Origin of the sequence: Inquilinus sp. CA228, from assembly GCF_052078665.1 — a bacterium.
Classification (GTDB): Bacteria; Pseudomonadota; Alphaproteobacteria; order DSM-16000; family Inquilinaceae; genus Inquilinus.
This window is the reverse complement of the sequence record NZ_JBQJIK010000102.1, coordinates 1-25,050: the sequence shown is the minus strand read 5'-3', so window position 1 is coordinate 25,050 and position 25,050 is coordinate 1. Positions and strand designations below refer to the sequence as shown.

At 69.3% G+C, this 25,050-nt stretch carries 23 protein-coding genes; 15 read left to right on the top strand and 8 right to left on the bottom strand.

The annotated features are described in order from the left end of the window. A partial coding sequence (locus tag ACTOWL_RS34050; protein ID WP_441325745.1) for an NAD(P) transhydrogenase subunit alpha occupies nt 1-898 on the bottom strand: 898 nt, incomplete at its 3' end. Nucleotides 899-1,118: 220 nt separating this feature from the next. Here ACTOWL_RS34050 and ACTOWL_RS34045 point away from each other — a divergent pair. The 5 genes from ACTOWL_RS34045 to ACTOWL_RS34025 all read left to right on the top strand — a co-directional run bounded on the left by ACTOWL_RS34045 (nt 1,119) and on the right by ACTOWL_RS34025 (nt 5,471). Further along, nucleotides 1,119-1,562, top strand: a complete 444-nt coding sequence (locus ACTOWL_RS34045; RefSeq protein WP_441325744.1) for a hypothetical protein — start codon at nt 1,119-1,121, stop codon at nt 1,560-1,562. A gap of 223 nt (nt 1,563-1,785) precedes the next feature. Then, on the top strand, nt 1,786-2,139 hold the full coding sequence (locus ACTOWL_RS34040; RefSeq protein WP_441325743.1) for a hypothetical protein: 354 nt from the start codon (nt 1,786-1,788) through the stop codon (nt 2,137-2,139). Between the two features lie 229 nt (nt 2,140-2,368). Next, on the top strand, nt 2,369-4,408 hold the full coding sequence (locus ACTOWL_RS34035; RefSeq protein WP_441325742.1) for a DUF4139 domain-containing protein: 2,040 nt from the start codon (nt 2,369-2,371) through the stop codon (nt 4,406-4,408). Nucleotides 4,409-4,509: 101 nt separating this feature from the next. Beyond that, nucleotides 4,510-4,719, top strand: coding sequence for a hypothetical protein (locus ACTOWL_RS34030; RefSeq protein WP_441325741.1), 210 nt, complete (start codon nt 4,510-4,512; stop codon nt 4,717-4,719). A 35-nt stretch (nt 4,720-4,754) separates the two neighbouring features. Then, complete coding sequence (locus tag ACTOWL_RS34025) at nt 4,755-5,471, top strand: helix-turn-helix transcriptional regulator (RefSeq protein ID WP_441325740.1); 717 nt, start codon at nt 4,755-4,757, stop codon at nt 5,469-5,471. A gap of 137 nt (nt 5,472-5,608) precedes the next feature. Here ACTOWL_RS34025 and ACTOWL_RS34020 read toward each other — a convergent pair whose 3' ends face one another. Both ACTOWL_RS34020 and ACTOWL_RS34015 read right to left on the bottom strand, forming a co-directional pair. Then, entirely contained in the window at nt 5,609-6,592 is a 984-nt protein-coding gene (locus ACTOWL_RS34020) for an agmatinase family protein (RefSeq protein WP_441325739.1), read from the bottom strand. A 23-nt stretch (nt 6,593-6,615) separates the two neighbouring features. Then, nucleotides 6,616-7,743, bottom strand: a complete 1,128-nt coding sequence (locus ACTOWL_RS34015) for a branched-chain amino acid ABC transporter substrate-binding protein (protein WP_441325738.1) — start codon at nt 7,741-7,743, stop codon at nt 6,616-6,618. A gap of 129 nt (nt 7,744-7,872) precedes the next feature. Between ACTOWL_RS34015 and ACTOWL_RS34010 the strand changes: the two genes are divergently transcribed. The 4 genes from ACTOWL_RS34010 (at nt 7,873) to ACTOWL_RS33995 (ending at nt 10,714) form a co-directional block, all read left to right on the top strand. After that, nucleotides 7,873-8,754 carry a LysR substrate-binding domain-containing protein gene (locus tag ACTOWL_RS34010; RefSeq protein WP_441325737.1) on the top strand — a complete coding sequence of 294 codons (882 nt, stop codon included), beginning with the start codon at nt 7,873-7,875 and terminating at the stop codon, nt 8,752-8,754. Continuing rightward, the gene (locus tag ACTOWL_RS34005) at nt 8,755-9,048 is read left to right on the top strand and encodes a hypothetical protein (RefSeq protein WP_441325736.1); all 294 of its coding nucleotides are present in this window, start codon (nt 8,755-8,757) and stop codon (nt 9,046-9,048) included. Next, nucleotides 9,045-9,461 (top strand): PIN domain-containing protein, encoded by a 417-nt coding sequence (locus ACTOWL_RS34000; protein WP_441325746.1) that lies wholly within the window; start codon nt 9,045-9,047, stop codon nt 9,459-9,461. Before ACTOWL_RS34005 ends, ACTOWL_RS34000 begins: the two co-directional genes overlap by 4 nt. A gap of 95 nt (nt 9,462-9,556) precedes the next feature. Next, nucleotides 9,557-10,714 (top strand): helix-turn-helix transcriptional regulator, encoded by a 1,158-nt coding sequence (locus tag ACTOWL_RS33995; RefSeq protein WP_441325735.1) that lies wholly within the window; start codon nt 9,557-9,559, stop codon nt 10,712-10,714. Nucleotides 10,715-10,718: 4 nt separating this feature from the next. On the opposite strand, the gene ACTOWL_RS33990 is transcribed toward ACTOWL_RS33995, so the two are convergent. Beyond that, complete coding sequence (locus tag ACTOWL_RS33990; protein ID WP_441325734.1) at nt 10,719-14,213, bottom strand: indolepyruvate ferredoxin oxidoreductase family protein; 3,495 nt, start codon at nt 14,211-14,213, stop codon at nt 10,719-10,721. Between the two features lie 278 nt (nt 14,214-14,491). On the opposite strand from ACTOWL_RS33990, the gene ACTOWL_RS33985 reads away from it, so the two are divergent. Beyond that, nucleotides 14,492-15,844, top strand: coding sequence for an ABC1 kinase family protein (locus ACTOWL_RS33985; protein ID WP_441325733.1), 1,353 nt, complete (start codon nt 14,492-14,494; stop codon nt 15,842-15,844). A gap of 33 nt (nt 15,845-15,877) precedes the next feature. On the opposite strand, the gene ACTOWL_RS33980 is transcribed toward ACTOWL_RS33985, so the two are convergent. Next, nucleotides 15,878-17,707, bottom strand: a complete 1,830-nt coding sequence (locus ACTOWL_RS33980) for an aromatic amino acid ammonia-lyase (RefSeq protein ID WP_441325732.1) — start codon at nt 17,705-17,707, stop codon at nt 15,878-15,880. 219 nt (nt 17,708-17,926) lie between these two features. Here ACTOWL_RS33980 and ACTOWL_RS33975 point away from each other — a divergent pair, with 219 nt between their 5' ends. Next, entirely contained in the window at nt 17,927-18,754 is an 828-nt protein-coding gene (locus ACTOWL_RS33975) for a universal stress protein (protein WP_441325731.1), read from the top strand. A gap of 22 nt (nt 18,755-18,776) precedes the next feature. On the opposite strand, the gene ACTOWL_RS33970 is transcribed toward ACTOWL_RS33975, so the two are convergent. Beyond that, complete coding sequence (locus ACTOWL_RS33970; RefSeq protein ID WP_441325730.1) at nt 18,777-19,727, bottom strand: arginase family protein; 951 nt, start codon at nt 19,725-19,727, stop codon at nt 18,777-18,779. Nucleotides 19,728-19,868: 141 nt separating this feature from the next. Here ACTOWL_RS33970 and ACTOWL_RS33965 point away from each other — a divergent pair, with 141 nt between their 5' ends. The 3 genes from ACTOWL_RS33965 to ACTOWL_RS33955 all read left to right on the top strand — a co-directional run bounded on the left by ACTOWL_RS33965 (nt 19,869) and on the right by ACTOWL_RS33955 (nt 22,335). Continuing rightward, entirely contained in the window at nt 19,869-20,453 is a 585-nt protein-coding gene (locus tag ACTOWL_RS33965; protein ID WP_441325729.1) for a TetR/AcrR family transcriptional regulator, read from the top strand. A 157-nt stretch (nt 20,454-20,610) separates the two neighbouring features. Beyond that, on the top strand, nt 20,611-21,210 hold the full coding sequence (locus ACTOWL_RS33960; RefSeq protein WP_441325728.1) for a DUF308 domain-containing protein: 600 nt from the start codon (nt 20,611-20,613) through the stop codon (nt 21,208-21,210). Nucleotides 21,211-21,345: 135 nt separating this feature from the next. After that, nucleotides 21,346-22,335 (top strand): aldo/keto reductase, encoded by a 990-nt coding sequence (locus tag ACTOWL_RS33955; RefSeq protein WP_441325727.1) that lies wholly within the window; start codon nt 21,346-21,348, stop codon nt 22,333-22,335. Here the strand turns inward: ACTOWL_RS33955 and ACTOWL_RS33950 are convergent, their stop codons facing one another. After that, the gene (locus ACTOWL_RS33950) at nt 22,336-23,601 is read right to left on the bottom strand and encodes an NAD(P)/FAD-dependent oxidoreductase (RefSeq protein ID WP_441325726.1); all 1,266 of its coding nucleotides are present in this window, start codon (nt 23,599-23,601) and stop codon (nt 22,336-22,338) included. 222 nt (nt 23,602-23,823) lie between these two features. Continuing rightward, nucleotides 23,824-24,498 (bottom strand): L-2-amino-thiazoline-4-carboxylic acid hydrolase, encoded by a 675-nt coding sequence (locus tag ACTOWL_RS33945; protein WP_441325725.1) that lies wholly within the window; start codon nt 24,496-24,498, stop codon nt 23,824-23,826. Between the two features lie 91 nt (nt 24,499-24,589). Between ACTOWL_RS33945 and ACTOWL_RS33940 the strand changes: the two genes are divergently transcribed. Then, nucleotides 24,590-25,050 (top strand): hypothetical protein (locus ACTOWL_RS33940; RefSeq protein WP_441325724.1); only part of this gene is annotated, 461 nt, incomplete at its 3' end.

Sequence of the window (25,050 nt, the reverse complement as noted above, 5' to 3'; positions counted from 1 at the left end):
CGCCCCGCTCCGCCGCCAGGTCCACGATCACCGACCCCGGCTTCATCGACCGCACCATCGCCTCGTCCATCAGCACCGGTGCCTTGCGCCCCGGGATCAGCGCGGTGCAGATGACGATGTCCTGCTTCCGGATGGTCTCGGCAATCAAGACCGCCTGCTTGGCCCGGTATTCCGCCGACATCTCCTTGGCGTAGCCGCCCGCCGTCTCGGCCGCCTTGAACTCCTCATCCTCGACCGCGACGAAGCTGGCGCCGAGCGACTGCACCTGCTCCTTCGCCGCCGGACGCACATCGGTCGCCGACACCACGGCCCCCAGCCGCCGCGCCGTCGCGATCGCCTGCAGCCCGGCCACGCCGGCGCCCATCACCAGGATCCGGGCCGGCGGCACCGTGCCCGCCGCCGTCATCATCATCGGGAAGGCCCGGCCGAACACCGACGCCGCCTCCAGGACCGACCGGTACCCCGCCAGGTTGGCCTGGCTCGACAGCACGTCCATCGACTGCGCCCGCGTGATCCGCGGCACCAGCTCCAGGGCGAAGCTCTCGATCCCGGCCGACGCATAGGCCGCCAGGCTGTCGGCGTCGTCATAGGGCTCCAGGATGCCGATCAGGGTCGCGCCGCGCGGGATCAAGGACAGCTCGTCGACCTCGCCCTCGCCCGACCGCAGCGGACGCCGCACCTTCAGCACCACATCGGCGCCCTGCAGGGCGCTCGCGGCGTCCGGCGCCACCTCCGCCCCTGCCGCGCGATACGCCTCATCCGTCACCGCGCTGCCAAGCCCGGCGCCGGACTCCACCGCCACCGTCGCGCCCAGCGCCACCAGCTTCTTCACGCTGTCCACCGTCGCCGCCACCCGGCGCTCCCCGTCCCGCCGCTCCCGCAACACACCTATCCGCATGGATCGATCTCCCTTCGCGTTTCCGGCGATGGATCCGCAAGTTTTCCCCCGCGGCGACGCAACGTCCGACCATGCCTCAGGCCCCCGCCCGCTGTCCACGATCCTTCCAACTGAAACAGAGGAACCCAAAGCGAGGGTTGCCTATTAAGTCACCACACGCCGTCTGGCTTCGATTGAGTCGGGGTCGGACGCCGCATAGAAACGGCCTGGAGGACCCCCCATGTCGACCTTCCTGCGCACCCTCGCCCTCACCGTCCTCGCCGTCGGCGCCATCGCCTGCGTGCCTCAGGATGGCGGCAACTATGGCAACCCCGGTTACGACAATGGCAGCGGCTATCAGACCGGCCAACGCGATCGCGGCGCCAATTCCTGCCGCCGCGCCAACAACGGCGAATGCGACGAAGGCCAATACGGCGGCTCCAACAGATGTGACGACGGCACCGACACCAATGACTGCCGGCGCTATGCCGGTCGCGATCAGGATCGGGACCGCGGCAACAGCTGCCGCCGCGCCAACAACGGCGTCTGCGACGAAGGCCAATACGGCGGCACCAACAGATGCGACGACGGCACCGACACCAATGACTGCCGGGGTGGGCAACAGGGTGGCTACAGCCGGCGCAGCAACAACGATCAGCCGTTCGGCGACCTGTTCGGCAACTAGCCAGGCCCTCTTTCCGCCACGCTCGGCGGCAGATGGCGGCGGCTTCGCCGCCGCGCCGCCGGCGCTGAAGCGCGTGCTGCTGCCAGCTGCCGCCTGACCCTGGCCGCTGCCCACGATCCTTCCACCTGAAATAACGGAACCCGGAGGGGGGCTCGCGCCTTGCTTCCTACGCCGCATCGCCGGGTATCCGGCGCGGCCGTCGGAAACCTTCGAGGAACCGCTCTTGTCCAGCTTCCTGCGCACCCTTGCCCTGACCGCCATCGCCGTCGGCGCCATCGCCTGCGTTCCCCAGGACGGCTCCTATGGCAACGGCATCTACAATGACGGCTATGTCAGCGACGGCGGCTATGGCGACGGCGGCTACACCCGGATCGACAACCGCAACCGCAACGACCGTGCCAACAGGTGCCGCCGCGCCTATGACGGCGAGTGCGACGAGGGCCGCTACGGCGGCAGCAACCGCTGCGACGACGGCACCGACACCGCCGATTGCCGCGGCTATGCCAGCCGCGACCGCGACCACGGCCCGAACAGCTGCCGCCGCGCCAATAACGGCGTCTGCGACGAAGGCCGCTAGGGCGGCTCCAACCGCTGCACCGACGGCACCGACACCAACGACTGCAGCCGGCGCGGCAACCGCCGCAGCAACAACAACAACAATAACAACAACAACTGGCCGTTCGACTGACGGCCCGGGGCGTGGCGGACCGACTTGTTTCCGCCACGCTCGGCCCCACATGGCCGCGGCGCCGCCATGATCGCCGCGCAGGGTCGGGTCCTGCGACCGATCCTGAAGGGGGACCTGCATGACACCGATCCGCCTCGCCTTGCCGGCCGCCGCGGCCGCGGCGTTCCTGGCCATGCCGGCCTTCGCCGCCGAGCCGCTGGCGCTGAAGCGCGTGCTGCTGTCGACCGGCGGCGTCGGCTATTTCGAATACGAGGCCAAGGTCACCGGCAACGAGACCCTGGACCTCGCCGTGCCGCTCGACCAGGTCGACGACGTGATGAAGAGCATCGTCGTCTATGACGACAAGGGCGGCATCGGCGAGATCAGCCTGCCCGGGCGCGAGCCGCTGGCCGCCGCCTTCCGCGAGATGCCGTTCGGGCCGGAGGCGCTGGCCTCCCCCGCCGACCTGCTGAACGCGCTGCGCGGCGCCGAGGTCCGGGTCGAGGGCGCCCGCGGCGTCTCCGGCCGCATCCTGTCGGTGGTGCCCGAGACCGCGAAGGACAAGGATGGCGCCGAGATCACCCGCCACCGGGTCAGCCTGATGACCACGGGCGGGGTGCGCCAGTTCCTGCTGGAAGAGGCGGACGGGCTGCAATTCGCCGACCCGGCGCTGCAGGCCAAGCTGGATGCGGCGCTGGCCGCCCTGGCCCGCGATTCGGCCAAGGATCGGCGCACTTTGGCGATCCGTGCCACCGGCGACGGCGAGCGCACGCTGCGCGTCGGCTATGTCGTCGAGGCGCCCTTGTGGAAGACCAGCTACCGCCTGACCCTGGCCGCCGACCCGAAGGCCGAGAACGCGGCGCTGCAGGGCTGGGCGGTGCTGGAGAACATGAGCGGCGCCGATTGGGACGGGGTCGACCTGACCGTGGTCTCCGGCAACCCGGTCACCTTCCGCCAGGCGCTGTACCAGAGCTACACCGTGGCCAGGCCGGAGGTGCCGGTCGAGGTGCTGGGCCGGGTGCTGCCGCCGGTCGACGAGCGCGCCCGCGACGCCGACGGGGACGCGGTGGGCCGCGCCCGTGCCGACGCGGGGGCCGCCCCGCCGGCGCCGATGGCGATGATGGACCGGATGATGGCCGCCCCGGCCGAGGAGGCGGTCGTCGCGCAGGATGCGCCGCTGTATCTCGCCCAGGCCGTCGAGGCCGAAGCGGGCGAGACCGCGACCCAGGTCACCTTCCGCCTGCCCGAGCCGATCACCGTCGCCGCCGGCCATTCCCTGCTGGTGCCGATCATCGACCGCGAGATCCCGGCCGGCCGGGTCGACCTGTATCTGCCGGAGACCGAGCCGAAGCACCCGCTGGCCGCGGTCGATCTGAAGAATGACGGCCAGACCGGCCTGCCGCCCGGCGTGCTGACCCTCTATGAGCGCGGCGCCGACGGCGTTTCCTATGTCGGTGACGCCCGGCTGGGCGCGCTGCCGGCCGGCGAAAGCCGGCTGGTCAGCTTCGCCATCGACCAGAAGGTGACGGTCGACCGCGAGGACAAGGACGACAGCACGCTGGCCCGCGCCCGCATCGTCGACGGCGTGATGGAGCTGACCACCACCCGGCGCGTCAGCGTCACCTACGCCGTCACCGGCGCCGCCGGCGAGGACCGCGCGGTGCTGCTGCAGACGCCGCGCTACGAGGGCTGGACCCTGACCGAGCCGGCCGAGGGCAAGGTCGAGATCGTCGCCGGCCAGTACCGCATCCGCCAGGCGGTGGCCGCCGGCAAGACCGAGAAAGTGACGGTGACGCAGGAGCAGCCGCTGTCGCAGAGCATCGATCTGGTCGACGCCGACAGCCGGATCGCCGTCTGGGCCGAGGACCGCACCCTGCCGGCCAAGCTGCGCCAGGCGATGGCCGACCTCGCCGGCCAGCTCGCGGTGATCCGCGACCACGAGGCCGAGGCCGGGCGGCTGGACCAGCGCCAGGGCGAGATCAGCCGGGAGCAGGCGCGGCTGCGCCAGAACATCGGCGCCGTGCCGAAGGACAGCGATCTGTTTCAGCGCTATCTCGGCAAGCTGAACGACAGCGAGAGCGAGCTGGAGCAGGTCGGCACCGACCTCGCCAAGGCGCGCAAGGCGGCCGACAGCGCGCGGGCGGCGTTCCGCCAGTCGGTGCGCAAGCTCAACATCTGACGGCTCTCCTCACCCCTCCTGACAGGATGCTGTCAGGAGGGGTGTTGTATTGTCTCTCCATCGATGGCCCGGCAAAGGGCCTCTTGCGTGGAGAGACACCGATGGGCTTCGTCACCGAGATCGTGCTGTTCCGGGCCCTGCCGGGCATCGCGCCCGAGACCGCGGTCCAGACCGTGGTCGAGGCGGCGGAGGGCAGCCGTCCGGCGATCGCCGGGCCGGACGGCACCATCGACCGCGACGCCGGCCGCTGCATCCAGGTCATCGACGGGCCGGGCGTTCGGCTCTATCACTGCGGGAGCCGTTCCCTCTGACCTTGCCGCCTGCCCCTTCGGCGGGCCTCCCGCCGATGCGCCGAGCCGATCGCCTGATCCAGATCCTGCTGTTGATGCGCGGCCGCAGCCTGGTCACGGCGCTGCAGCTGTCGCAGGTGCTCGAGGTCTCGGAGCGCACGGTCTACCGCGACATGGCGGACCTGCTGGCCAGCGGCGCGCCGATCGACGGCGAGGCCGGGGTCGGCTACCGGCTGCGCCGCGGCTTCGAGCCGCCGCCGGTGCAGTTCACCGCCGAGGAGCTGCTGGCGCTGAGCCTCGGCGCCCGCATGGTTGCGGCCTGGACCGACCCGGCCCTGGCCCGCGCCGCCGGCAACGCTGCGCGCAAGATCTCCGGCGTGCTGCCGGAGGCCAGCGCCGCCGCGCTCGACGAGGTGCCGATCCATGCCCCGGGCCGCCGCCCCTATCCGCTGGAGCTGATGGAGCCGATCCGCCTGGCGATCGCCGAGCGGCGCAAGCTGCGGCTGCACTACAACGCACCGGAGGCCGCGAGCGAACGGATCGTGCATCCGCTCGGCCTGTTCTTCTGGGGCAATCGCTGGACCGCCACCGCCTGGTGCGAGCTGCGCCAGGACTTCCGCAGCTTCCGGCTCGACCGGATCGACACGCTGGAGACGCTGGAGGAGCGGTTCGAGCCGGTCTCCGGCCGCACCCTCGAGGACTACCTCAACCGCGAGCGCGAGTGGCGGGAGGCGGAGGAACTGAAGGAGGCGAACCGCCGTTCCGGTTCCTAGAGGCCGCCGCCCGAAGCCAGGGCGATGACGGCCGAACGAACCGGAGGCGTCGCGTGCGCTACATCCTGCTCTGGCTGCTCGGCATCCCGATCCCGCTCCTGATCCTGATCTGGCTGTTCTTCCGCTGACCGGCGGCCTCAGCCGGCCCGCCCGGCCAGCCCGAACAGGACATTGAGGACCAGGGCGGCGCCGGTGCGGCCGGTGATGTCGTCATGGTCGAAGGGCGGCGAGATCTCGACCAGGTCGAAGCCGACCGTCTTCGGGTGGCCGCCGATCCGACGCAGCGCCTCCTGCACGTCGCGCGCATCGAGCCCGCCCGGGTTGGGCGCCGCGGTGCCGGGCGCCTGGCTCTGGTCGATGCAGTCGATGTCGACCGAGACATAGAGCGCATCCACCCCGTCGGTCGCCTGCGCCAGGGCCTGGTCCACCACCGCCGCCATGCCGCGGCGCCGCACCTCCAGCGCCGGGATCACCGTCACCCCCTGCTCCGCCGCATAGCCGGCGAGCTGGGGCGAGTTGGCGAACTCGGCCATGCCGATCTGCACCAGGTTGCGCCCGGACAGCGCCCCGTCCAGCAGCTCCAGCGACTTGCGGACCGGCACGCCGCTGGATTCGGCGCCGAGATGCGCCTTGCGCAGGTCGTGATGGGCGTCGAAATGGATCACGCCCAGCCGCTTGCCCGGGCCCAGCGCCCGCACCACGCCGCGGATGATCGGGAAGGAGATCGAATGGTCGCCGCCGATCGCCACCGGCACGATGCCGCGGCCGACGATGGCCGCGATCGCCGTGCTGATCCGGTCGTGGCTGCCCGGCAGGTCGGTGACCACGGTCGGCACGTCGCCGACATCGGCGGCGCGGAAGCCGGTCATCGCCCGGCCGTCGCCGCTGCTGTAGGTGGTGTAGTACATCATCGACCGGCGCACCGAATCCGGCCCGTGGCGCGACCCGGTGCGGACCACCGAGGCGCCGTCGAAGGGGATGCCCAGCAGCGCCGCCTGCAGCCCCTGCCACCGCCCGTCCCATTCCAGCCAGCTGCCGGCGCGGTGCTCGCCGGGGTCGCCCTTCATGGTGTTGACCACGAGGCCGGGCGGCATCAGGCCGGGATCGGTCGCTTCGGGCATGGTGTGCTCCGGTTGCGGGACGGTCAGTTCAGCTCGGCATAGGTGCCGCCGCGCCAGGCGTACATGACGTAGGACGGGTCGACGACGTCGCCCTTGGCGTCGAAGCGGATCGGGCCGAGCACGGTGTCGAACGGCTTGCCGCCGCGCAGCGCCTTGACGATCGCCGCCGGCTCGGCGCTGCCCGCGGCCTCCGCCGCCTGGGCCAGCACCTGGAAGGCGGCGTAGCTGTACAGGGCGAAGCCGTCCGGGCTCTTGCCGCGCGCCTTCAGCGCCTCGACCACGGCCTTGCCGGCGGCGGTGCCGCGCGGATCGGGCGGGTGCGTCATCAGCGTGCCTTCGGCGGCGGCGCCGGCGATGGCCCAGAAATCATCGGCCAGGATGCCGTCGCTGGCGACGAAGACGGCGGCCAGCCCCTGCTCGCGCGACTGGCGGATCAGGAGGCCGGCCTCGGTCTGGTAGCCGCCGTAATACACCGCCTCGACCCCGGCATCCTTCAGCTTGCTGACCACGGCAGAGAAGTCGCGCTCGCCCTGGTTGATGCTCTCGACCAGCACCTCTTTCAGGCCGGCGGCGTTCATCGCCTTCCGCGTCTCCTCGGCCACGCCGGTGCCGAAGGCGGATCGGTCATGGACGATCGCGACTTTCTTGTAATGCGCCGCCAGGTAGCGGCCGGACACGCCGCCCTGGGCGTCGTCGCGGCCGCAGATCCGGAAGATCTCCTGCCAGCCCTTGGCCGCCGCCTCGTCGGTCAGGGCCGGGTTGGTCGAGGCCGGCGTCACCATCGGGATGCCGCTGTCGTGATAGACGGCCGCCGCCGGAATCGAGGAGGAAGAGCAGAAGTGGCCGACCACCGCCGCCACGTCGCGGCCGGCGAGGTCGTTGGCGACGCTGACCGCCTGGCGCGGGTCGCATTGGTCGTCGCCCAATTCCAGCGTGACATGGCGGCCGAGGATGCCGCCTTTGGCGTTGAGGTCGGCGACCGCCAGCTCGGCGCCACTGGCCATCTGCTCGCCGAACGACGCCTCCGGCCCGGTGAACGGCCCCGCCGCCCCCAGCCGCAGATCCTCTGCCCGCGCGGGGCCTTCCGCCGCCAGCGCGGCGGCCGCCAGGACGGTGCCGGCGATCAGCATGCCTCGAATGGCGCAACCCATGACGTCACCCCTGTCGGATGGTCCGGGCGTCTTGGCGCGCCCGGTTACGAAACCCTATCGTGATGCCTACTTGACACAAAGTGATCAAATCTCAGGAAATAGATGATATGAATTCAAGAAGGCGATGCCATGCGCCTGCCCCTCGACCCGCTGCGCACCTTCGACCTGGCGGCGCGCCATGAGAGCTTCTCCCGCGCCGCCAGGTCCCTGCACCTGACCGACAGCGCGGTCAGCCACCAGATGCGAAGGCTGGAGGACGCGGTCGGCTTCCCGCTGTTCGAGCGGCGCGGCCGCCGGGTCGTCCTGACCGGCGCCGGCCGGCTGTTCCACCGCACGGTGCATGACAGCCTGGAGACCATGTCCGCCGCGGCGACACTGCTGGCCGCCCGGGCCGGCGAGCTGGCCGGGCCGCTGGTGATCGGGGCGCCGCCGATGTTCGCCAGCAAATGGCTGGCGCCGCGGCTGGCGGAGTTCGCGCGGGCCCATCCGACCGTCGACTGCACCGTGCGGGTGCTGGACAACGACGCGGTGGCGACTGCCGGGGTCGATGTCGGCGTCACCTTCGGCGGCGGGCCCTGGCCGGGGCAGTGGTCGCGCATCCTGGCGGAGGTGGCGCTGTCCCCGGCCTGCAGCCCGCGGCTGTTCGGCGACCGCGGCGGCGTCATCCCCGACCCGTCGGCGCTGGGCGAGGTGCCCCTGCTGCACCAGGACGACGGCACCGAATGGCGCCGCTGGTTCGCGGCCGCCGGGGTCAAGGCGCCGCATGCCGCGCGGCAGATGCATTTCTCCGACATCAGCGTCGCCATCGACGTCGCGCTGCATGGCGGCGGCATGGTGCTGGTCAGCGACGTGCTGTCCTCCCAGCATGTCCGTGACGGCACGCTGGTCCGCCCCTTTTCCATCCGGATTCCGGCGGAGGGACAGTGGTGGGTGCTGTGCGACCCGCGCCGGCTCGACCTGCCGGCGGTGCGGATGGCCCTGGCCTGGCTGACCGCCCAGTTCGACGGCTAGATGCGCGCATGGCGCGTCGTAGTTGATCTCCAAACCGGAGAAAGGTACTGTAAATCCATGAAGAATATCACAGTTTCTGTGGACGATGACACCTATCGGCGGGCACGCATGAAAGCCGCCGAGCAGGACACCTCTGTCTCAGCTCTCGTCAAACAGTTCTTGAATGAGCTGGCTCAGGAGGAAAGTGAAGCCGAACGATTGAAGCGGGAAGAGGCTAGGCTGCGGGCTTCCATACGCTCATTCCGTGCGTCCGACCGCCTGTCACGCGATGACATTCACGGACGCGGCACCTGAACGTCGGCCCATTCCTCGACACCAATATTCTGCTGTATTCTGTCAGCAACGCGGCCGAGGAGTCGAAAAAGCGCGATCGGGCGCAGGCGCTGCTAGACCGCGATGACTGCGTTCTGTCGGTGCAGGTCCTGCAGGAATTCTATGTGCAGGCGACCCGAGCCTCGCGGCCTGATCCGCTTCCCCACGACATCGCGACAGGCCTGATCGGTACGTGGCTGCGCTTTGATATCCAGGAGAACACCGTTCTGATCCTTGAGGCCGCTCTGGAGATCAAGGCTCGTCACCGGTTTTCATTTTGGGACAGCGCCATTATCGCCGCAGCCCGCGCCGCCGGCTGCCGTGAGCTCTTTTCGGAAGACCTGTCGCACGGCCGCACCATCGACGGCGTGACCATCATCAATCCATTCCGGTGACACACGCCATCCGGCCGCTCGCCGACGTACCGGAAAGCGGCGGTCTGTGATAAAATTCCCGAGAGCCAGCGTGACGTTTCCGACAGGCGGGGGGCATGGACCGGGCGGACGCAATCCTCACGGCCGTGCAGCGGATCTACGACGCCGCGACGTCGCCGGATGCCTGGCCCGATGCGGTCGAGGCGATCACCGCCGTCGCCGACGGGCAGCGCGGATCGCTGCTGGTCGAGGACCAGCCGCAGCGGCGGGCGGATCTGATGATCGGCTGGCGCTGGGACCCGGCCCATCTGCAGCGCATGTCGGCCCCCGGCGCCCCGCGGACGGCGCCGTGGGCGGCCAGGCTGCCGCTCGGCCGGGCCGTGCGCAGCCTGGAGCTGAAGCCCGAGCGCGATTTCATCCGGTCGGATTTCTACAACGAGGTGGTCCGACCGAACGGCGACTTCTACGGCGTCGTGGCGCTGGTGCGGCAGACGCCGACCCACAGCAGCTACGTCGCCGTCCGCCGGGTCCTGGGCGCGCCGGATTTCGCCGACCGCGAGGTCGCGGCGCTGCAGGTGGTCCTGCCGCATCTCGCCCGCACCCTGGAGCTCCGTCGGACATTGGGCGTCGCCGATCTGCGCTTCGCCGACGCGATGGCCGTGCTCGACCGGATCGACCTCGGGCTGATCCTCTGCGATGCCGCGGGCCGGCCGGCCTATCTCAACCGACGGGCCCACGCGCTCGTCGCCCGCCCCGACGGGCTGTCGGCCGGACCGGCCGGCGTCGCCGCGGCACTGCCGGAGGAGACCCGCCGGCTGCGGCACGCCGTGGCCATGGCGGCGGCGGCCGGGGCCGCGCGCCCCGGCATCGATGCCGCCACGCGCGCCGCCGCCGCCGGAACCAGGATGCGCCTGTCGCGCCCATCCGGCGCGCACCCCCTGCTGCTGACCGTGATCCCGATCCGCCAGGCCGGAGTCGGGGACCGGCGGCCCCAGTCCCGGGTGGCGATCTTCATCATCGATCCGGACCACGATGCGGCGCCCACCTCCGCCCTGCTGCAGGAGCTGTTCGGGCTGACGCCGGCGGAGGCCGGCTTCGCCGTCGAAATCGGCCGCGGCGATGGCGTCAAGGCCGCGGCCAGGCGCCGGTCGATCTCGGACAGCACCGCCCGGAGCCATCTGGCCAACATCTTCGAGAAGACCGGCACGAGCCGGCAGGCGGAGCTGGTCCGCCTGCTGGTGCAATGCAGCCTGCCGGCGCTGCCGCCCGACTGACCCCCTACTCCGCCGCCAGCTTCGGCGCGGCCGGGGTGCGCAGGGTCGCCAGCAGCTCGGCCTCGCGCGCCTTGGCCTTGTCCAGGGCCTCGTCCTTGATGTGGCCGTAGCCGCGGATCTGTTCCGGCACCCGGGCGATGGCGACGCAGACGGCGTGGGTGTCCGGCCCCAGCCGGGCCAGCAGCTCCTCAACCACCGTCTCGTAATCGGTGATCAGCTGCCGCTCGGTCTTGCGCTCCTCGGTCCGGCCGAACGGGTCGAGGGCGGTGCCGCGCAGCCGCTTCATCCGTGCCAGCAGGCCGAAGGCCCGCAGCATCCACGGCCCGAAGGCACGCTTCTTCAGATGCCCGGTCTCCGGATCCTTCTCGGAGAAGCTCGGCGGGGCGAGGTGGAACTGCAGCGTGTAGTCGCCCTCGAACTGCGCCTCGATCTGCTTCAGGAAGCTGCCATCGGTGTACAGCCGGGCGACCTCGTACTCGTCCTTGTAGGCCAGCAGCTTGTAGTGGTTCCGCGCCACCGCGTCGGTCAGGTCCTCGCGGCCCAGCTTCGCTTCCGCGGCACGGACCTTGCCGACCAGCGTGCTGAAGCGCGCGGCGTAGGCGGCATCCTGATAGGCGGTCAGCTGCTCGACCCGGCGGGCGATCGCCTCGTCCAGCGTACGCGACAGCCGGTGCCCCTGCTCCTGCGGCGGCGCCGCCAGCCGCTCGACCTGGGCGAGGTCATGGGCGGCGCGGCGGCCCCACAGGAAGGCGGCCTTGTTCATGGCGACCGCGGTGCCGTTCAGCTCGATCGCCTTCTCCAGCGCCTCGTGCGACACCGGCACCAGCCCCTTCTGCCAGGCGTAACCGAGCATGAACAGGTTGGTGGCGATGCTGTCGCCGAGCAGCGCGGTGGCCAGGCGGGTGGCGTCGACCGCGTCCAGCAGCGCCGGGTCGCCGCCGTTCTTGGCCACCGCCTCCAGCATCGACTTGCCGGGGATGACGAAGTCCGGGTTGCGGGTGAAGGCGCCGGTGATGGTCTCGTGGCTGTTCACCACCTGCCGGGTCAGGCCGGGGTTGATCTTCGACTGCGCCTCGCCCGAGGCGGCCACGACCAGATCGCAGCCCAGCATCAGCTGGGCACCGCCGGCGGCGATGCGCACGGCGTGGATGTCGGCGGGATCGCGGGCGATGCGGACATGGCTGACCACGGCGCCGCCCTTCTGGGCCAGCCCGGCCTGGTCGAGCACCGAGACGCCCTTGCCCTCGAGATGCGAGGCCATGCCCAGGAGCGCGCCGATGGTGATGACGCCGGTGCCGCCGATGCCGGTGATCATGATGCCGTAGGGCTGGTCCAGCGACGGCAGCGTCGGCTCCGGCAGCGCCGGGAACAGGTCGGCCTTGCCCTCCGCCGCCGGCTTCGGCTTGCGCAACGTGCCGCCCAGCACCGAGACGAAGGACGGGCAGAAGCCGTTGACGCAGGAATAGTCCTTGTTGCAACTCGACTGGTCGATCGCGCGCTTGCGGCCGAACTCGGTCTCCACCGGCACCACCGACAGGCAGTTCGAGACCTTCGAGCAGTCGCCGCAGCCCTCGCACACCGCCTCGTTGATGAACACCCGGCGGGCCGGGTCCTCCATCAGGCCGCGCTTGCGGCGGCGGCGCTTCTCGGCGGCGCAGGTCTGGTCGTAGATCATCACCGAGACGCCGGGCGTCTCGCGCAGCCGCTGCTGGACATGGTCGAGCTCGTCGCGGTGCTCGACCGGCACGCCCGCCGGCAGCAGCTTGCTCTGCGTCCCCCGCTCGCCATAGATCTCCGGCCGGTCGGTGACCACGACCAGGGTCTGGACGCCCTCGGCCTTGAGCTGGGCCGCGATCATCGGCACGGTGAGGGTGCCGTCGATCGGCTGGCCGCCGGTCATCGCCACCGCGTCGTTGAACAGGATCTTGTAGGTGGCGTTGACGCCGGCCGCGAGCGCCGCGCGGATGGCCAGGCTGCCGGAGTGGAAATAGGTGCCGTCGCCGAGATTGACGAAGACGTGCTTGGTGTCGGTGAACGCCGCCTGGCCGATCCAGGCCGCGCCCTCGCCGCCCATCTGGCTGAAGGTCTCGGCTTTGCGGTCGGGCATCCAGGTCGCCATGTAGTGGCAGCCGATGCCGGCCAACGCGCGGCTGCCCTCCGGCACCCGGGTCGAGGTGTTGTGCGGGCAGCCGGAGCAGAAAAACGGCACCCGGTCGACCGCGGCCTTGACGATCTTCTTCTGGCCCTCGCGCTCCTCCAGGTACCGGACGCGCTCGGCCAGGCCGGGATGATCCAGGTACTTCAGCAGCCGCTTGCCGATGGCGACCGCGATCTGCGCCGGAGTCAGCTCGCCGGTCGAGGGCAGGATCCACTCCCGCTTCTCGTCGAACTTGCCGACGATCACCGGCCGCTTGTCGGCCTGCCAGTTGTACAGCTGTTCCTTCAGCTGGTTCTCGATCAGGGCCCGCTTCTCCTCGACCACGATCAGCTCGTCGAGGCCTTCGGCGAAGGCGCGCACGCCGGTCGGCTCCAGCGGCCAGGGCATGCCGACCTTGTAGATGCAGATGCCGAGCTGCGCCGCCAGCGCCTGGTCGATGCCGAGGTCGTCCAGCGCCTGGCGCACGTCGAGATAGGATTTGCCGGTGGTGACGATGCCGAAGCGGTGCCGGCCGCTGTCATAGACCAGATGGTCGAGCTTGTTGGCGCGGGCGAAGGCGAGCGCGGCGTACAGCTTGTCGCGCATCAGCCGCTCTTCCTGCACCAGCGGCGGGTCGGGCCAGCGGATGTTCAGGCCGCCGGGCGGCATCGCGAAATCCTCGGGCAGCACGATCTGGACCCGGTTCGGGTCGACATGCACCGAGGCGGAGCTGTCGACATTCTCGGCGATGGTCTTGAAGCCGACCCACAGGCCGGAATAGCGGCTCATGGCCCAGCCATACAGGCCGTAATCCAGGATCTCCTGGACGTTCGTCGGGTTCAGCACCGGCATCATATGGGCGATGAAGGCGTGCTCGGACTGGTGCGGCACGGTCGAGGATTTGCAGGCGTGGTCGTCACCGGCCAGGGCCAGGACGCCGCCGAACTGCGAGGTGCCGGCGAAATTGGCGTGCTTCAGCACGTCGCCGGTGCGGTCGACGCCGGGGCCCTTGCCGTACCAGATACCGAACACGCCGTCATATTTGGCGCCGGGCCACAGCCCGACCTGCTGGCTGCCCCAGACCGCGGTGGCGCCCAGATCCTCGTTCAGCCCGGGCTTGAACTCGATGGCCTGCTTCTGCAGGAATTTGCGCGCCGCCCACAGCGCCTGGTCGTAGCCGCCGAGCGGCGAGCCGCGATAGCCGGAGATGAAGCAGGCGGTGTTCAGCCCGGCGGCTTCGTCGCGCCGGCGCTGCATCAGGGGCAGGCGGACCAACGCCTGGATGCCGGTGAGATAGATGCGGCCGGAGTCGAGGGTGTATTTGTCCTCGAGGCTCACGGAAGCAAGCGCCGTTGCCGTCATCGATGCCTCCCGAAAGGCCGCCGATCTGTCGCCGCGGCCACCCCTAAATAGGTAATCTTATTTCGCTCCGGGGACAATCGCACCGGGGCTTCCCGGGCAAGAAAGCAACGGGAAACCGACAGCATTGCTGTCCTTGATCCAAGATTTCCGGTTGTCTGGAAATCGCGACGGAAACGAACCCGGGAGGCCGCTGCGACACCGCCCGGGGGTGACGGATCGGGGTTCTGCCCCTAGATAGGTCGGGCGGCCGGGCCCGGCCGCGCGACCTCCGGTGGATCATGGCCGACGAAGAGAACAGTTTCGGCGGACGCCTGCGCCGCTACGCCCGCGTCTCCGGCGCCATGGGGGGTCTCGCCGCCCGGGTGGCGGGCGAGCGCTATCTCGGCCTCAAGGTCGACCGCGAGGCGCATGCCAACGAGCTGCGGGCGGCGCTGGGCGGGCTGAAGGGCCCGCTGATGAAGGTGGCGCAGATGCTGGCCACGATCCCGGATGCGGTGCCGAAGGAATACGCGCAGGAGCTGCAGCAGCTGCAGGCCAACGCCCCGTCGATGGGCTGGCCCTTCGTCAAGCGCCGGATGGCGAGCGAGCTGGGCCAGGGCTGGCAGGGCAAGTTCAAGAGCTTCGAGCACGAGGCGGCGGCCGCGGCCTCGCTCGGCCAGGTGCACAAGGCGGTCGGGTTCGACGACCGCCGCCTCGCCTGCAAGCTGCAGTACCCGGACATGCAGTCGGCGGTCGAGGCCGACCTGAAGCAGCTGAAGCTGATCCTCGGCATCTTCGAGCGCTACGACAAGACGGTGTCGACCAAGCAGATCCACGCCGAGATCTCGGAGCGGCTGCGCGAGGAGCTGGATTACGCGCTCGAGGCCCGGCACTCGCAGCTCTATGCCGAGATGCTGGCGAAGGAGCCGAACGTGCATGTGCCGGAGGTGGTGCCGGAGCTGTCGACCAGGCGCCTGCTGACCACCACCTGGCAGGACGGCGAGGGGATCCTGACCTTCGTCCAGGGCAGCGAGGAGCAGCGGGCGCAGCTGGCGCTCAACATGTTCCGGGCCTGGTATGTGCCGCTTTACTATTACGGCGTGATCCACGGCGACCCGCATCTCGGCAACTACACGGTGCGGCCGGACGATTCAATCAACCTGCTCGATTTCGGCTGCGTCCGGGTGTTCCCGCCCAGCTTCGTCGGCGCCGTGATCGAGCTGTACCGGGCCCTGGAGACCAACGACCGCGACCGGGCGGTCGAGGCCTACCGGACCTGGGGCTTCAAGAACATGACCAAGGAGCTGGCGGACGTGCTGAACGTCTGGGCCGGCTTCCTGTACGGGCCGATCCTGGAGAACAGGGTGCGGCTGATCGGCGAGGCCAAGAACGGCGTCTACGGCCGCGAGACCGCCGAGCAGGTGCACAGGGAGCTGCGCCGGGTCGGCGGGGTCGAGGTGCCGCGCGAATTCGTGTTCATGGACCGCGCCGCGCTGGGCCTGGGCTCGGTCTTCATCCACCTCAAGGCCAAGGTGAACTGGCACACCCTGTTCAACGAGCTGATCGCCGATTTCGACCAGGACACCCTGGCCAAGCGGCAGGCCAAGATCCTGAAGAAGCACGACGTGCCGCTGCCCGTGGCGGGCGCCTGACGCCTGTGGTTCCGGACGAGCTGGCGGCTCGCCTCAGTTCGCCGACGGCCCTGCCTTGGGGACCTGCTGGCCCTGCGGTGGCTTCGGCCCGCCCGGGTAGAATTTCGAAGCGGGATTGGCCTGCATGAAGTCATAAACCACCATCCCGAGCGGGCGTTTCTGCCGCTCGGATGGCAATTGTTGCCACGGCACGACCTCGCGCAGGGCCGCCAGCGCCGCGGTCGGCACCGTTCCGAAGTTGCGCCCGGGAGTCTGGACCTTGCGCACCTCCATCCAGAAACTTCCCATCAGCAGGTCCTGGGCCAGGAGCTGGAAGGAAAGGTCGACGGCGTCGCGGGCACGCTGTGTCTTAATGCGGGTTTCCGCCTGCAGGTCTTCGACCGTGGCGACGATGGCCTGTCCTGCCGGCGTGACCGGCACGCCCATGGTCGACAACTCCAGCCAGAGATCGGTCGGCAGGTAGCCGTCCAGCCTGGGTGCCTTCCTGAGCATGTCGGCACTCAGGATATCGGCCGGCTTTACCACCGTGAAGAAGGGGTTGCGGAAGCGCTCGATGCGCTGGGCGATCGCCACGTCCATATTGGTCAACGCGATCGTAAAGGCTTCCACCTGATTGGCGAGGGGATAGGGATCCCAATTGGCGTTGGAGAAGATATAGCCTGGCTTGCCGTGGCTGAGCGGGCCGCCCTTGACGTAGTATTTCATGAACTGCGGCGTGCTCAGTTCCCATGAGCTTGCCGGTGTCAGGCCAGGCAGGACGGCTGGGTTGTGATCGGACGCGTTGATGGACAGCAGCGTGGAATCGCGCAGATCGGCCCAGGCCTGCCAGGCCGAGCCCTGACGCTGGCTGGAGGCGCGCATGCTTTCGGGATCCTGGATGATGCGGGCCGGGTCTTCATCGAAGAGATAGCTGCCCCTGAGCATGTCCATGACCCGCGAAGCGTCCCATGTCAGCCATGGATGGGGACGCATCGCCTGCACCGGCGAGGAGATCGGCGTGACGCTGGAATTCATGCCGAGGAGATCGATGGCGTAGGCGAGGTCCGTCCATTCCAGCAGGCTGCGCGAGTCGGCCAGCAGCAGCACGGCCTGGGCCTGGGCATAGGCGTTGGTGCTGGTCAGAGCGGCAACATCGGCGGCGAAGGGCTCCAGCGGCTTCAGGCCGGCCTTGGCAAGAGCCTGGGCAGCCGGCATGCGCACGCCGCGGTAATAGGCTTCGCCTTCCCCGACCATGGTCCCCGCGATGTTATTCATGGTGGGCAGGTCGCCCTCACCGAGCGTCCCGCGCGACTGCACCACCGGGGTGACGCGCGCATTGAGCATGTCGACCAGAATCCGGGTCAGCTGCGGGCTGGCCGCCTCATAGGACATGGTGTTGGCGCGGATTGCCATGATGGCGCGTATGAGCGCCTCCTCGTGCAATTCCGGGCCGAAACCGGCGGCGACCCCGCTCCTGAAGCGCGCCAGTTGCTGCTCTTTCAGGAGCTTGGTGTTTTCGGGCGTGGTCGGGTCACCCGAAAAGATCACCGTTTCGCGTTGGTCGCCGGCACCCCGGTTGAACCAGTAGATTGTCACGTTCTCGGCCGCGCCCTGAAGCAGGAGCCCGTAGGCATCGGCCGAGCGTTGCAGGGCTTCATCGCTGAGCTTCACCTTCGCACCGTCGCGGGCGATGGCGATCACCTGCTCGATCGTGAGGTCACGGCCTGTCAGCGTGATGGTCTTGTCCGCGGCCGTTTTGACGATTGCCTGATAGGCCGCCGGCGCTTCAAAGGCGCGGAGGGATTGGGGCGCCATCAAGACGGCGAGCATCGTCAACGCATGCAACAGAAATTTCGGGCAGGCGGAGGCAATCCGATCCGGCATGAACATCTCCCGCTGTCGATGGGAACATATGGGAACAATTTCACTATACCGAAAAAATGTTTCCTGAAAAGGCATCTAGGAAATAACTCTTGCGGGCAACTGCGGAGCTGAAGGACGCAGCCCGACGAAGCCGCACGGCAGCCATGCCGGGCACTGAAACGCTGGATCGGCGGTTTCCTTAGGTGGACACTGCCCGTGCACCCGAGACCCGGAGGCTGCATGACCATCCAGCACCTGCTCGTCCCCCTCAGCGGCCATGCCGGCGACCGTGCCGCGCTCGATGCGGCGCTGCGCGTCGGCCGGCGCTTCGACGCCTCGGTCGAGGTGCTGTCGCTGCGTCCCGACCCGCAGCGCGTCCTGGCCTATACCGGGGCCGAGATGGCGGTCGCCACCAGCATGCTGCTGGAGGGGGCGGAGAAGGCCTCGAACGAGGTCGCCGCCCGCAACCGCGCCGTGTTCGAGGCCGCCAAGGCGGAGACCGGCGCCGGGCCCGAGGTCGAGTTCCGCGAGGAGACCGGCAGCGAGACCGCCGCGGTCGGCCATCGCGGCACGGTCGCCGACCTGATCGTGACGCCCGGCCCGGGCCAGGACCCGAACGCCAGCCGGGCGGTGCTGGAGGCGGCGCTATTCGAGACCGGCCGCGCTGTTCTGATCGTGCCCGGGCCGGTGGCGGAGGATTTCGCCGACCGCATCCTGGTCGCCTGGGACGGCGGCAAGGAGGCGTCGCGCAGCGTCGCCGCTGCCCTGCCCTTCCTGGAAGCGGCGACCGCGGTCAGCGTCTACACCCGCGACGAGGGCGAGGACCGCTGCACCGCGGCCGAGCTGGTGCAGTATCTCAGCCGCCACGGCGCGCCGGCCAACCGGATCGCCGAGGACGACCCGAAGCAGGGAGTCGACGCCGCCATCCTGGCCGCGGCGCAGCGCGCCAATGCCGGGCTGATCGTGATGGGCGGCTACAGCCACAGCCGGTTCCGCGAGATGATCCTGGGCGGCGTCACCGAGCACATGCTGTTCCACGCCGACCGCCCGGTGCTGATGGCGCATTGACGCCGGAGGGCGGCCGCCGGCTTCAGCCCTGCCGGCGCTCCGCCAGCGGCGCCAGCCCTTCGACGAGCATCTCGATCAGGCCCCGCGCGTACTCGCCTTCCGGGTCCAGGTCGGGGTCGTAGATGGTGACGTTGAGGCCGAGGCAGCGCGGCGAGGCCAGGAAGCCGCGCAGCAGCTGCGCCAGCCCGTCATAGTCCAGCCCCGGGCTGCCGGGCGAATCCACCGCCGGCATCACCGCTTGGTCGAGGATGTCGACGTCGAGATGAACCCAGAACGGGATCTCCGGCGTCCGGTCCAGCACCGCGAAGCTGCGGCGCAGCCCCTCCGGCAGCCCGATCTCCAGCAGCTCGAACATGTCGATCCGGGTGATCGCGGTGTCGGCGATGTCCTCCCAGCCCCAGTCCGGGTCGCGTCCCTCGCGCTCGCCGATCTGGATCGCCCGCTCCGCCGGCACCAGTGGGTCCGGCGCGCCGTCCCAGCGCAGCATCAGCGGATCGCCGAGGCCGACCGCCAGCGCCAGGTCCATGCCGGCGGCCGAATGCAGCGGGAAGTCCTCGTAGTTGCCGGGGTGGCGGAAGTCGCTGTGGCCATCGAGATGGACCAGCGCCAGCTCGCTGTGCCGCCGGGCGCCGGCCAGGGCGCCGATCAGGATCGAGCAGTCGCCGCCGACCACGATGGGAAACAGCCGGTCGCGCAGCGCCGCGTCGACCGCGTCGGCGACCTGTTCGTTGAAGCGGCGGATCGCCGGGCCGTTGCGCAGCACGGTGCCGGGCTGCGGTTCGGTGCTGTAGCGCGGTCGCGCCAGGTCGACAATCCGCGCCAGCGCCAGCCGCGCCGCCAACCCCGCCTCGGTCAGCACCTGCGGGCCCCGCCAGGTCCCCGGCTCATGCCCCGGTCGCAGCGGGCGCAGCCCGAGATTCGACGGCGCCCGGATCAGGGTCGTGCCGGCGATGCCTTCGATCGGATATCCCATGGTCGCGCCCTCTCCCATTTAGATTGGAGTATGGCCGGGGACGCGGGCGCCCGTCTCGGCCAGTTCCTCGCACGCACTGATCACCCTTCGAGCTGTGCATCGCGGCTTGACCAACTACCTACTAGAAGGTAGATAGATCTTATGGGAAACCCTTCTTCCACTGCCGACGATATCCTGGCCTGCGCGCGATCCCTGATCGTCGCCGGCGGCTACAACGGCTTCAGCTATGCCGACATCGCCCAAGTGGTCGGCATTCGCAAGCCAAGCATTCACCATCACTTCCCGAGCAAGGCCGATCTGGTCCGCACGCTCGTCTCTCGCTATCGCGAAGAATCCGAGGCCGGACTCGCACAACTCGAAGGCCATGTCTCCGATCCGGCAGAGCAGCTCCGCGCCTATTTGGGATTTTGGGAGAAGTGCATCACGGATGCGAGCCTGTCATTCTGTGTCTGCGCCCTTCTCGCGAGCGAACTTCCCATGCTGCCGGAGAGGGTGGCGGTTGAAGTCAAGGCGCATTTCCGTTTCTTGTCGGCGTGGCTGACCTCGGTGTTCGAACGCGGGGTACAGCAGGGTCGCCTTCAACCCACGAGTATGCCCCGCTTTGAGGCGGAGGCTTTCATGGCGACCGTCCATGGGGCGATGCTGTCGGCCCGGGCCTATGGCGACCCGAAGATGTTTGCCATCATCACGGCTCCCCTGCTCGACCGGCTGTCCGCCCAGCACTGATCCTCCCAGCCAGCCTCCGCACGCCACCGGGCCCAGCGGCCCGTCGCACCGCAACCGGTCATACAAGCTGCATATCGAGACTACCAACTAGTCGGTAGACAACCTGTCCGCCGCGAGAAAACACCCCCGAGTTCCCCCTTTTCCGGAAGGCCCTTCCATGACAGACCAGCCCATGAATCCCGCCGGCGCCCAGGAGCGATGGCTGAGGCTCTACTATTTCGCTCGATCGGCGTTTTCCGTCCTATGGGTGGCCGCGGCGTTCACCCTGGGACAGCAGACATCGTCGATCGCCGCGGTTCTGCTGATCATCTACCCGGCATGGGATGCTCTGGCGAACACCGCCGATGCCGCGGCAAGCGGTGGGCTGGGCCGGAATCGCACCCAAAGCATCAACGCCGTTGTCAGTCTGATCACCGCTCTCGCCGTCGCCATGACGCTGCCGACGGGCATGAACGCGGTGCTCGGGGTGTTCGGCGTCTGGGCCATACTGTCCGGATTGCTGCAGCTCGGCACCGCGGTTCGCCGCTGGACGAGCTCTGGCGCCCAGTGGGCGATGATCCTGAGCGGCGGCCAATCGGCGCTGGCCGGCGCGTTCTTCATCGTGCAGGCGCGGATGCCGGCGCCGCCGTCGATCACCGCCATCGCCGGCTATGCTGCCGTGGGCGCACTCTACTTCCTGGTTTCGGCGGTATGGCTGTCGGTGACCGAATGGCGCCGCAGGGCCGGCGGAGCGTCCGGAGGAGCAAGGACGAGCTGACATCGAAACGGCCCCGCTGCCCGCGCCGGGCCGGCTGTGAAGTTTCTTCCAAGGTGATGGGCCGCCGCGCCGGGTACCGGGGCGGCGGCGCCTCGCCATATCCCGGCGGTCACGACGACATGGAAGGATTTGATCATGCGCCTGCCCCTCCACCACGCGCAGGGCTTCGGCGGCGCGCCGCTGGGCAACATGTTCCGCGCCATCCCGGAGGACGAGGCGATCGCCGCCGTCCGCGACGCCTGGGATGCCGGCATCCGCTATTTCGACACCGCGCCCTTCTATGGCGCCGGCCTGTCCGAGCTGCGCATGGGCAAGGCGCTACAGGACAAGCCGCGCGGCGACACCGTGCTCAGCACCAAGGTCGGCCGCCTGATCCTGGACGAGATCGAGACCGGCACCCGCGACCAGGGCGAGAAGGGCGGCCTGTTCGAATTCGGCCTGCCGAACAAGGTCGTCTACGACTATTCCGCCGACGGCACGCTGCGCTCGATCGAGGACAGCCTGAAGCGCCTGGGCACCGACCGCATCGACCTGGTCTGGATCCACGACGTGGCCGAGGATTTCCACGGCGACCGCTGGCGCGAGGTGCTGGACCAGGCGCTGGATGGCGCCGGCCGGGCCCTGACCCGGCTGCGTGAGGAAGGTGTCATCAAGGGCTGGGGCCTCGGCGTCAACAAGGTCGAGCCCTGCGAGATCGCGCTCGACCGCGCCGACCCCGACGGCTTCCTGCTGGCCGGCCGCTACACCCTGCTGGACCATCGCACGGCGCTGGCCGGGCTGATGCCGAAGGCCGAGCGGCGCGGCGCCGGCATCGTCGTCGGCGGGCCGTACAATTCCGGCATCCTGGCCGGCGGCGCGCATTACGAGTACCAGGCGGCGACGCCGGAGATTCAGGCCCGGGTCGACGGGCTGAAGGCGGTCGCGGCCGAGTTCGGAATCGACCTGCGCGCCGCGGCGCTGCAGTTTTCGCTGGCGCATCCGGCGGTGGCGGCGATCATCCCGGGCGCCAGCCGGCCCGGCCGCAGCGCCGAGAACCTCGCCCTGGCTGCCGCGCCGATCCCCGAGGGCTTCTGGCAGGCGCTGCGCGAGCGCGGGCTGATCGCGCCGGACGCGCCGACGCCCTGACTACTCCTCGCGCCCGCGCCCGGTGATCAGCCGGGCGCTGCGCTGGCCGGTGGTGTAGATCCACAGCCAGCTCAGCGCCACGGTCAGGCGGTTGCGCAGCCCGATCAGGAAGTAGATGTGGGCGAAGCCCCAGATCCACCACGCCAGCCAGCCGCGCAGCTTGATCCAGCCGAAATCGATCACCGCGGCGCGCTTGCCGATGGTGGCCAGGCTGCCGGCATGCTTGTAGCGGAACGGGCGCACCTCCGGCTTGCCCTCCAGCCGGGCCCGGATGGTGTCGGCGACGTGCTGGCCCTGCTGCTTGGCCGCCGGGGCGATGCCGGGCAGCGGCTGGCCGTTCCAGGCGTCGAGCCGGGCGGTGTCGCCGACCACGAAGATCTCGGGATGGCCCGGCAGGGTCAGGTCGGGCGCGACCATGACCCGGCCGGCGCGGTCCGCCTCCGCCCCCAGCCAGGTGGCGGCGGGCGAGGCCTGGACGCCGGCGGCCCAGATGATGGTCTTCGCCGGGATCCGCTCCGCCGTCAGCGCCACGCCCTCGGCGTCGCAGGCGGTCACGGCGTGGCCGGTGAGGATCTCCGCCCCCAGCCCTTCCAGCGCCGTCTTCGCATAGGCCGACAGGTCCTCCGGAAACGCCGGCAGCACCCGCGGCCCGGCCTCGACCAGCAGGATGCGGGCCTCCTTCGGATTGAGCGCGCGGAAATCCCTGACCATGGTGTGGTGCGCCAGCTCGGCGATGGTGCCGGCAATCTCCACCCCGGTCGGCCCGGCGCCGACGACGACGAAGGTCAGCAGCGCCTTGCGCACCGCCGGGTCGGTCTCGGTCTCCGCCCGCTCGAAGGCCGTCAGGATGCGGCGGCGGATCGCGGTGGCGTCGTCGATGTCCTTCAGCCCGGGGGCGAAGGGCTCCCAGTCGTCATGGCCGAAATAGGCGTGGCGGGCGCCGGTCGCGACCAGCAGCGTGTCGTAGGGCACGCGTTCGTCGCCCAGCTGCACCTGCCGCCCGGCCATGTCGACCCCGGTGACCTCGCCCAGGATGGTCCGCACCTCCGGCCGCCGCGCCACCAGATGGCGGATCGGCCAGGCGATCTCCGACGGCGCCAGCGACGCGGTGGCGACCTGGTACAGCAGCGGCTGGAACAGATGGTGGTTGCGCCGGTCGATCAGGGTGATGTCGACCGGCGCGCCCTTCAGGCGGAGCACCGCCTGCAGCCCGCCGAAGCCGGCGCCGATGACGACCACGCGGTGACGCGCTTCGGGTCCGGTCATAATGATCCTCTCGCCGTGAGACTCGCCCCACCGATATTGCGGTGCGGCGGACCGTTACAACAGCGTCGCTTTGCCGCCGGTGCGCGGATCCTGGGCGCCGCCGGCCGGCAAACAGCCGGCTCTCCAATAGGGCCGCATGTCGCCCAGGGTGGCTTGATCATCGTCGCGTGCTTCCGGATTCGAAGGACCGCATTCGACCCAAAAGCCGACGTTGGGCGTAACCTATTCTGGATCGAGCCGCGAGAACCGAAAATTGCAATGGCTTGCGCCGCCGGCCAGCGTTTGTGTCCGTTCGAGGCGAATGCCCCGTGTCGCGTAAGCCTCGAAATCTAACCCGCAAATGTGTGGCAGGATTTCTTGATCTCCGTTTCGGCCAGCGAACTTGCAGAAGCCACACGCTTTGTAATTGATGCCGAACTCAAAATCATCGCCTGGGCCGGGCTCGACAAAATCATAGACGAAATCTTCCGGATATTCTTCCGCGTGGCTCTTTGCCGCCTGCTCGCGCAGAAGGGCCCGATTTTCCGGAGACATGAATTGACGCCCTGATGCGAGACGTTCGGCCTCCGGCGCGGTCAGCAACTGAGCCTTGTAGCTCTCTCGTTCGATATCGCCGATTACGGGGAGCGCCACGCCATGCCGACGGAGCACGCGCCCGATAGCCATAAAGCCCATTAAACGCATGAAGAAGTCGCTCATGCGACTAGCCGCACCACCGACATAGGGCATCTGAATGAGCACGATTTCGAACTCATCCATCACTTCTTGCCTGATTTTGTCTATGTCGGAGAGCTGCGCGCGTTCGCGCAACATCGTTTCGGCAAGATCGAGGCGCTGGCGCATGGCGGCTTCCATTGCGTCGCGATGGGCCAGATAAAAGGGATGAATTTCAGCCATGAGATTTCCCTACCCGCAGAACCAGCCTATTCCACGGCCGGACGCTTACGGCAAACATAATGTGCAATAGACTTAACTCGCGATCTCGTTCATGATACGTTCTATGAATGAGGCGCAATCCGACTCCGACGAGGTCCGGCCGACCGATCCCGACATGAACTGGACGGGCTGGGCGCTGCACACGCTGCGCCAGGCGGTCGAGATCGACATGCGCTGCAAGCGGCTGACCGAGCGGCAGCAGGAGCGGGCCCATCTGGACCCGAAGGCGGTGCCGGATTTCGGCCTGATCCAGGCGCGGCTGACGCGCTCGGTGCGTCTGACGGTCGCCCTGACCGAGCGGATCCGCATCGGCTTCATGACGCGGCGGGACGAGCGCAAGGCGTCGGGCGAGGAGCAGCGCCGCCGGCAGCGGCGGGAGCGCGCGGCCGGGATGGTGGCCGAGGCGGCGGCGAGGCCCGAGGAGGGCCTGGACGCCGAGTGCATGCGGTCGGTGGCGTGGGAGAAGCTGGTCGAGGACGAGATCCTGGATGCGCAGCTGGACACGCTGTCGGC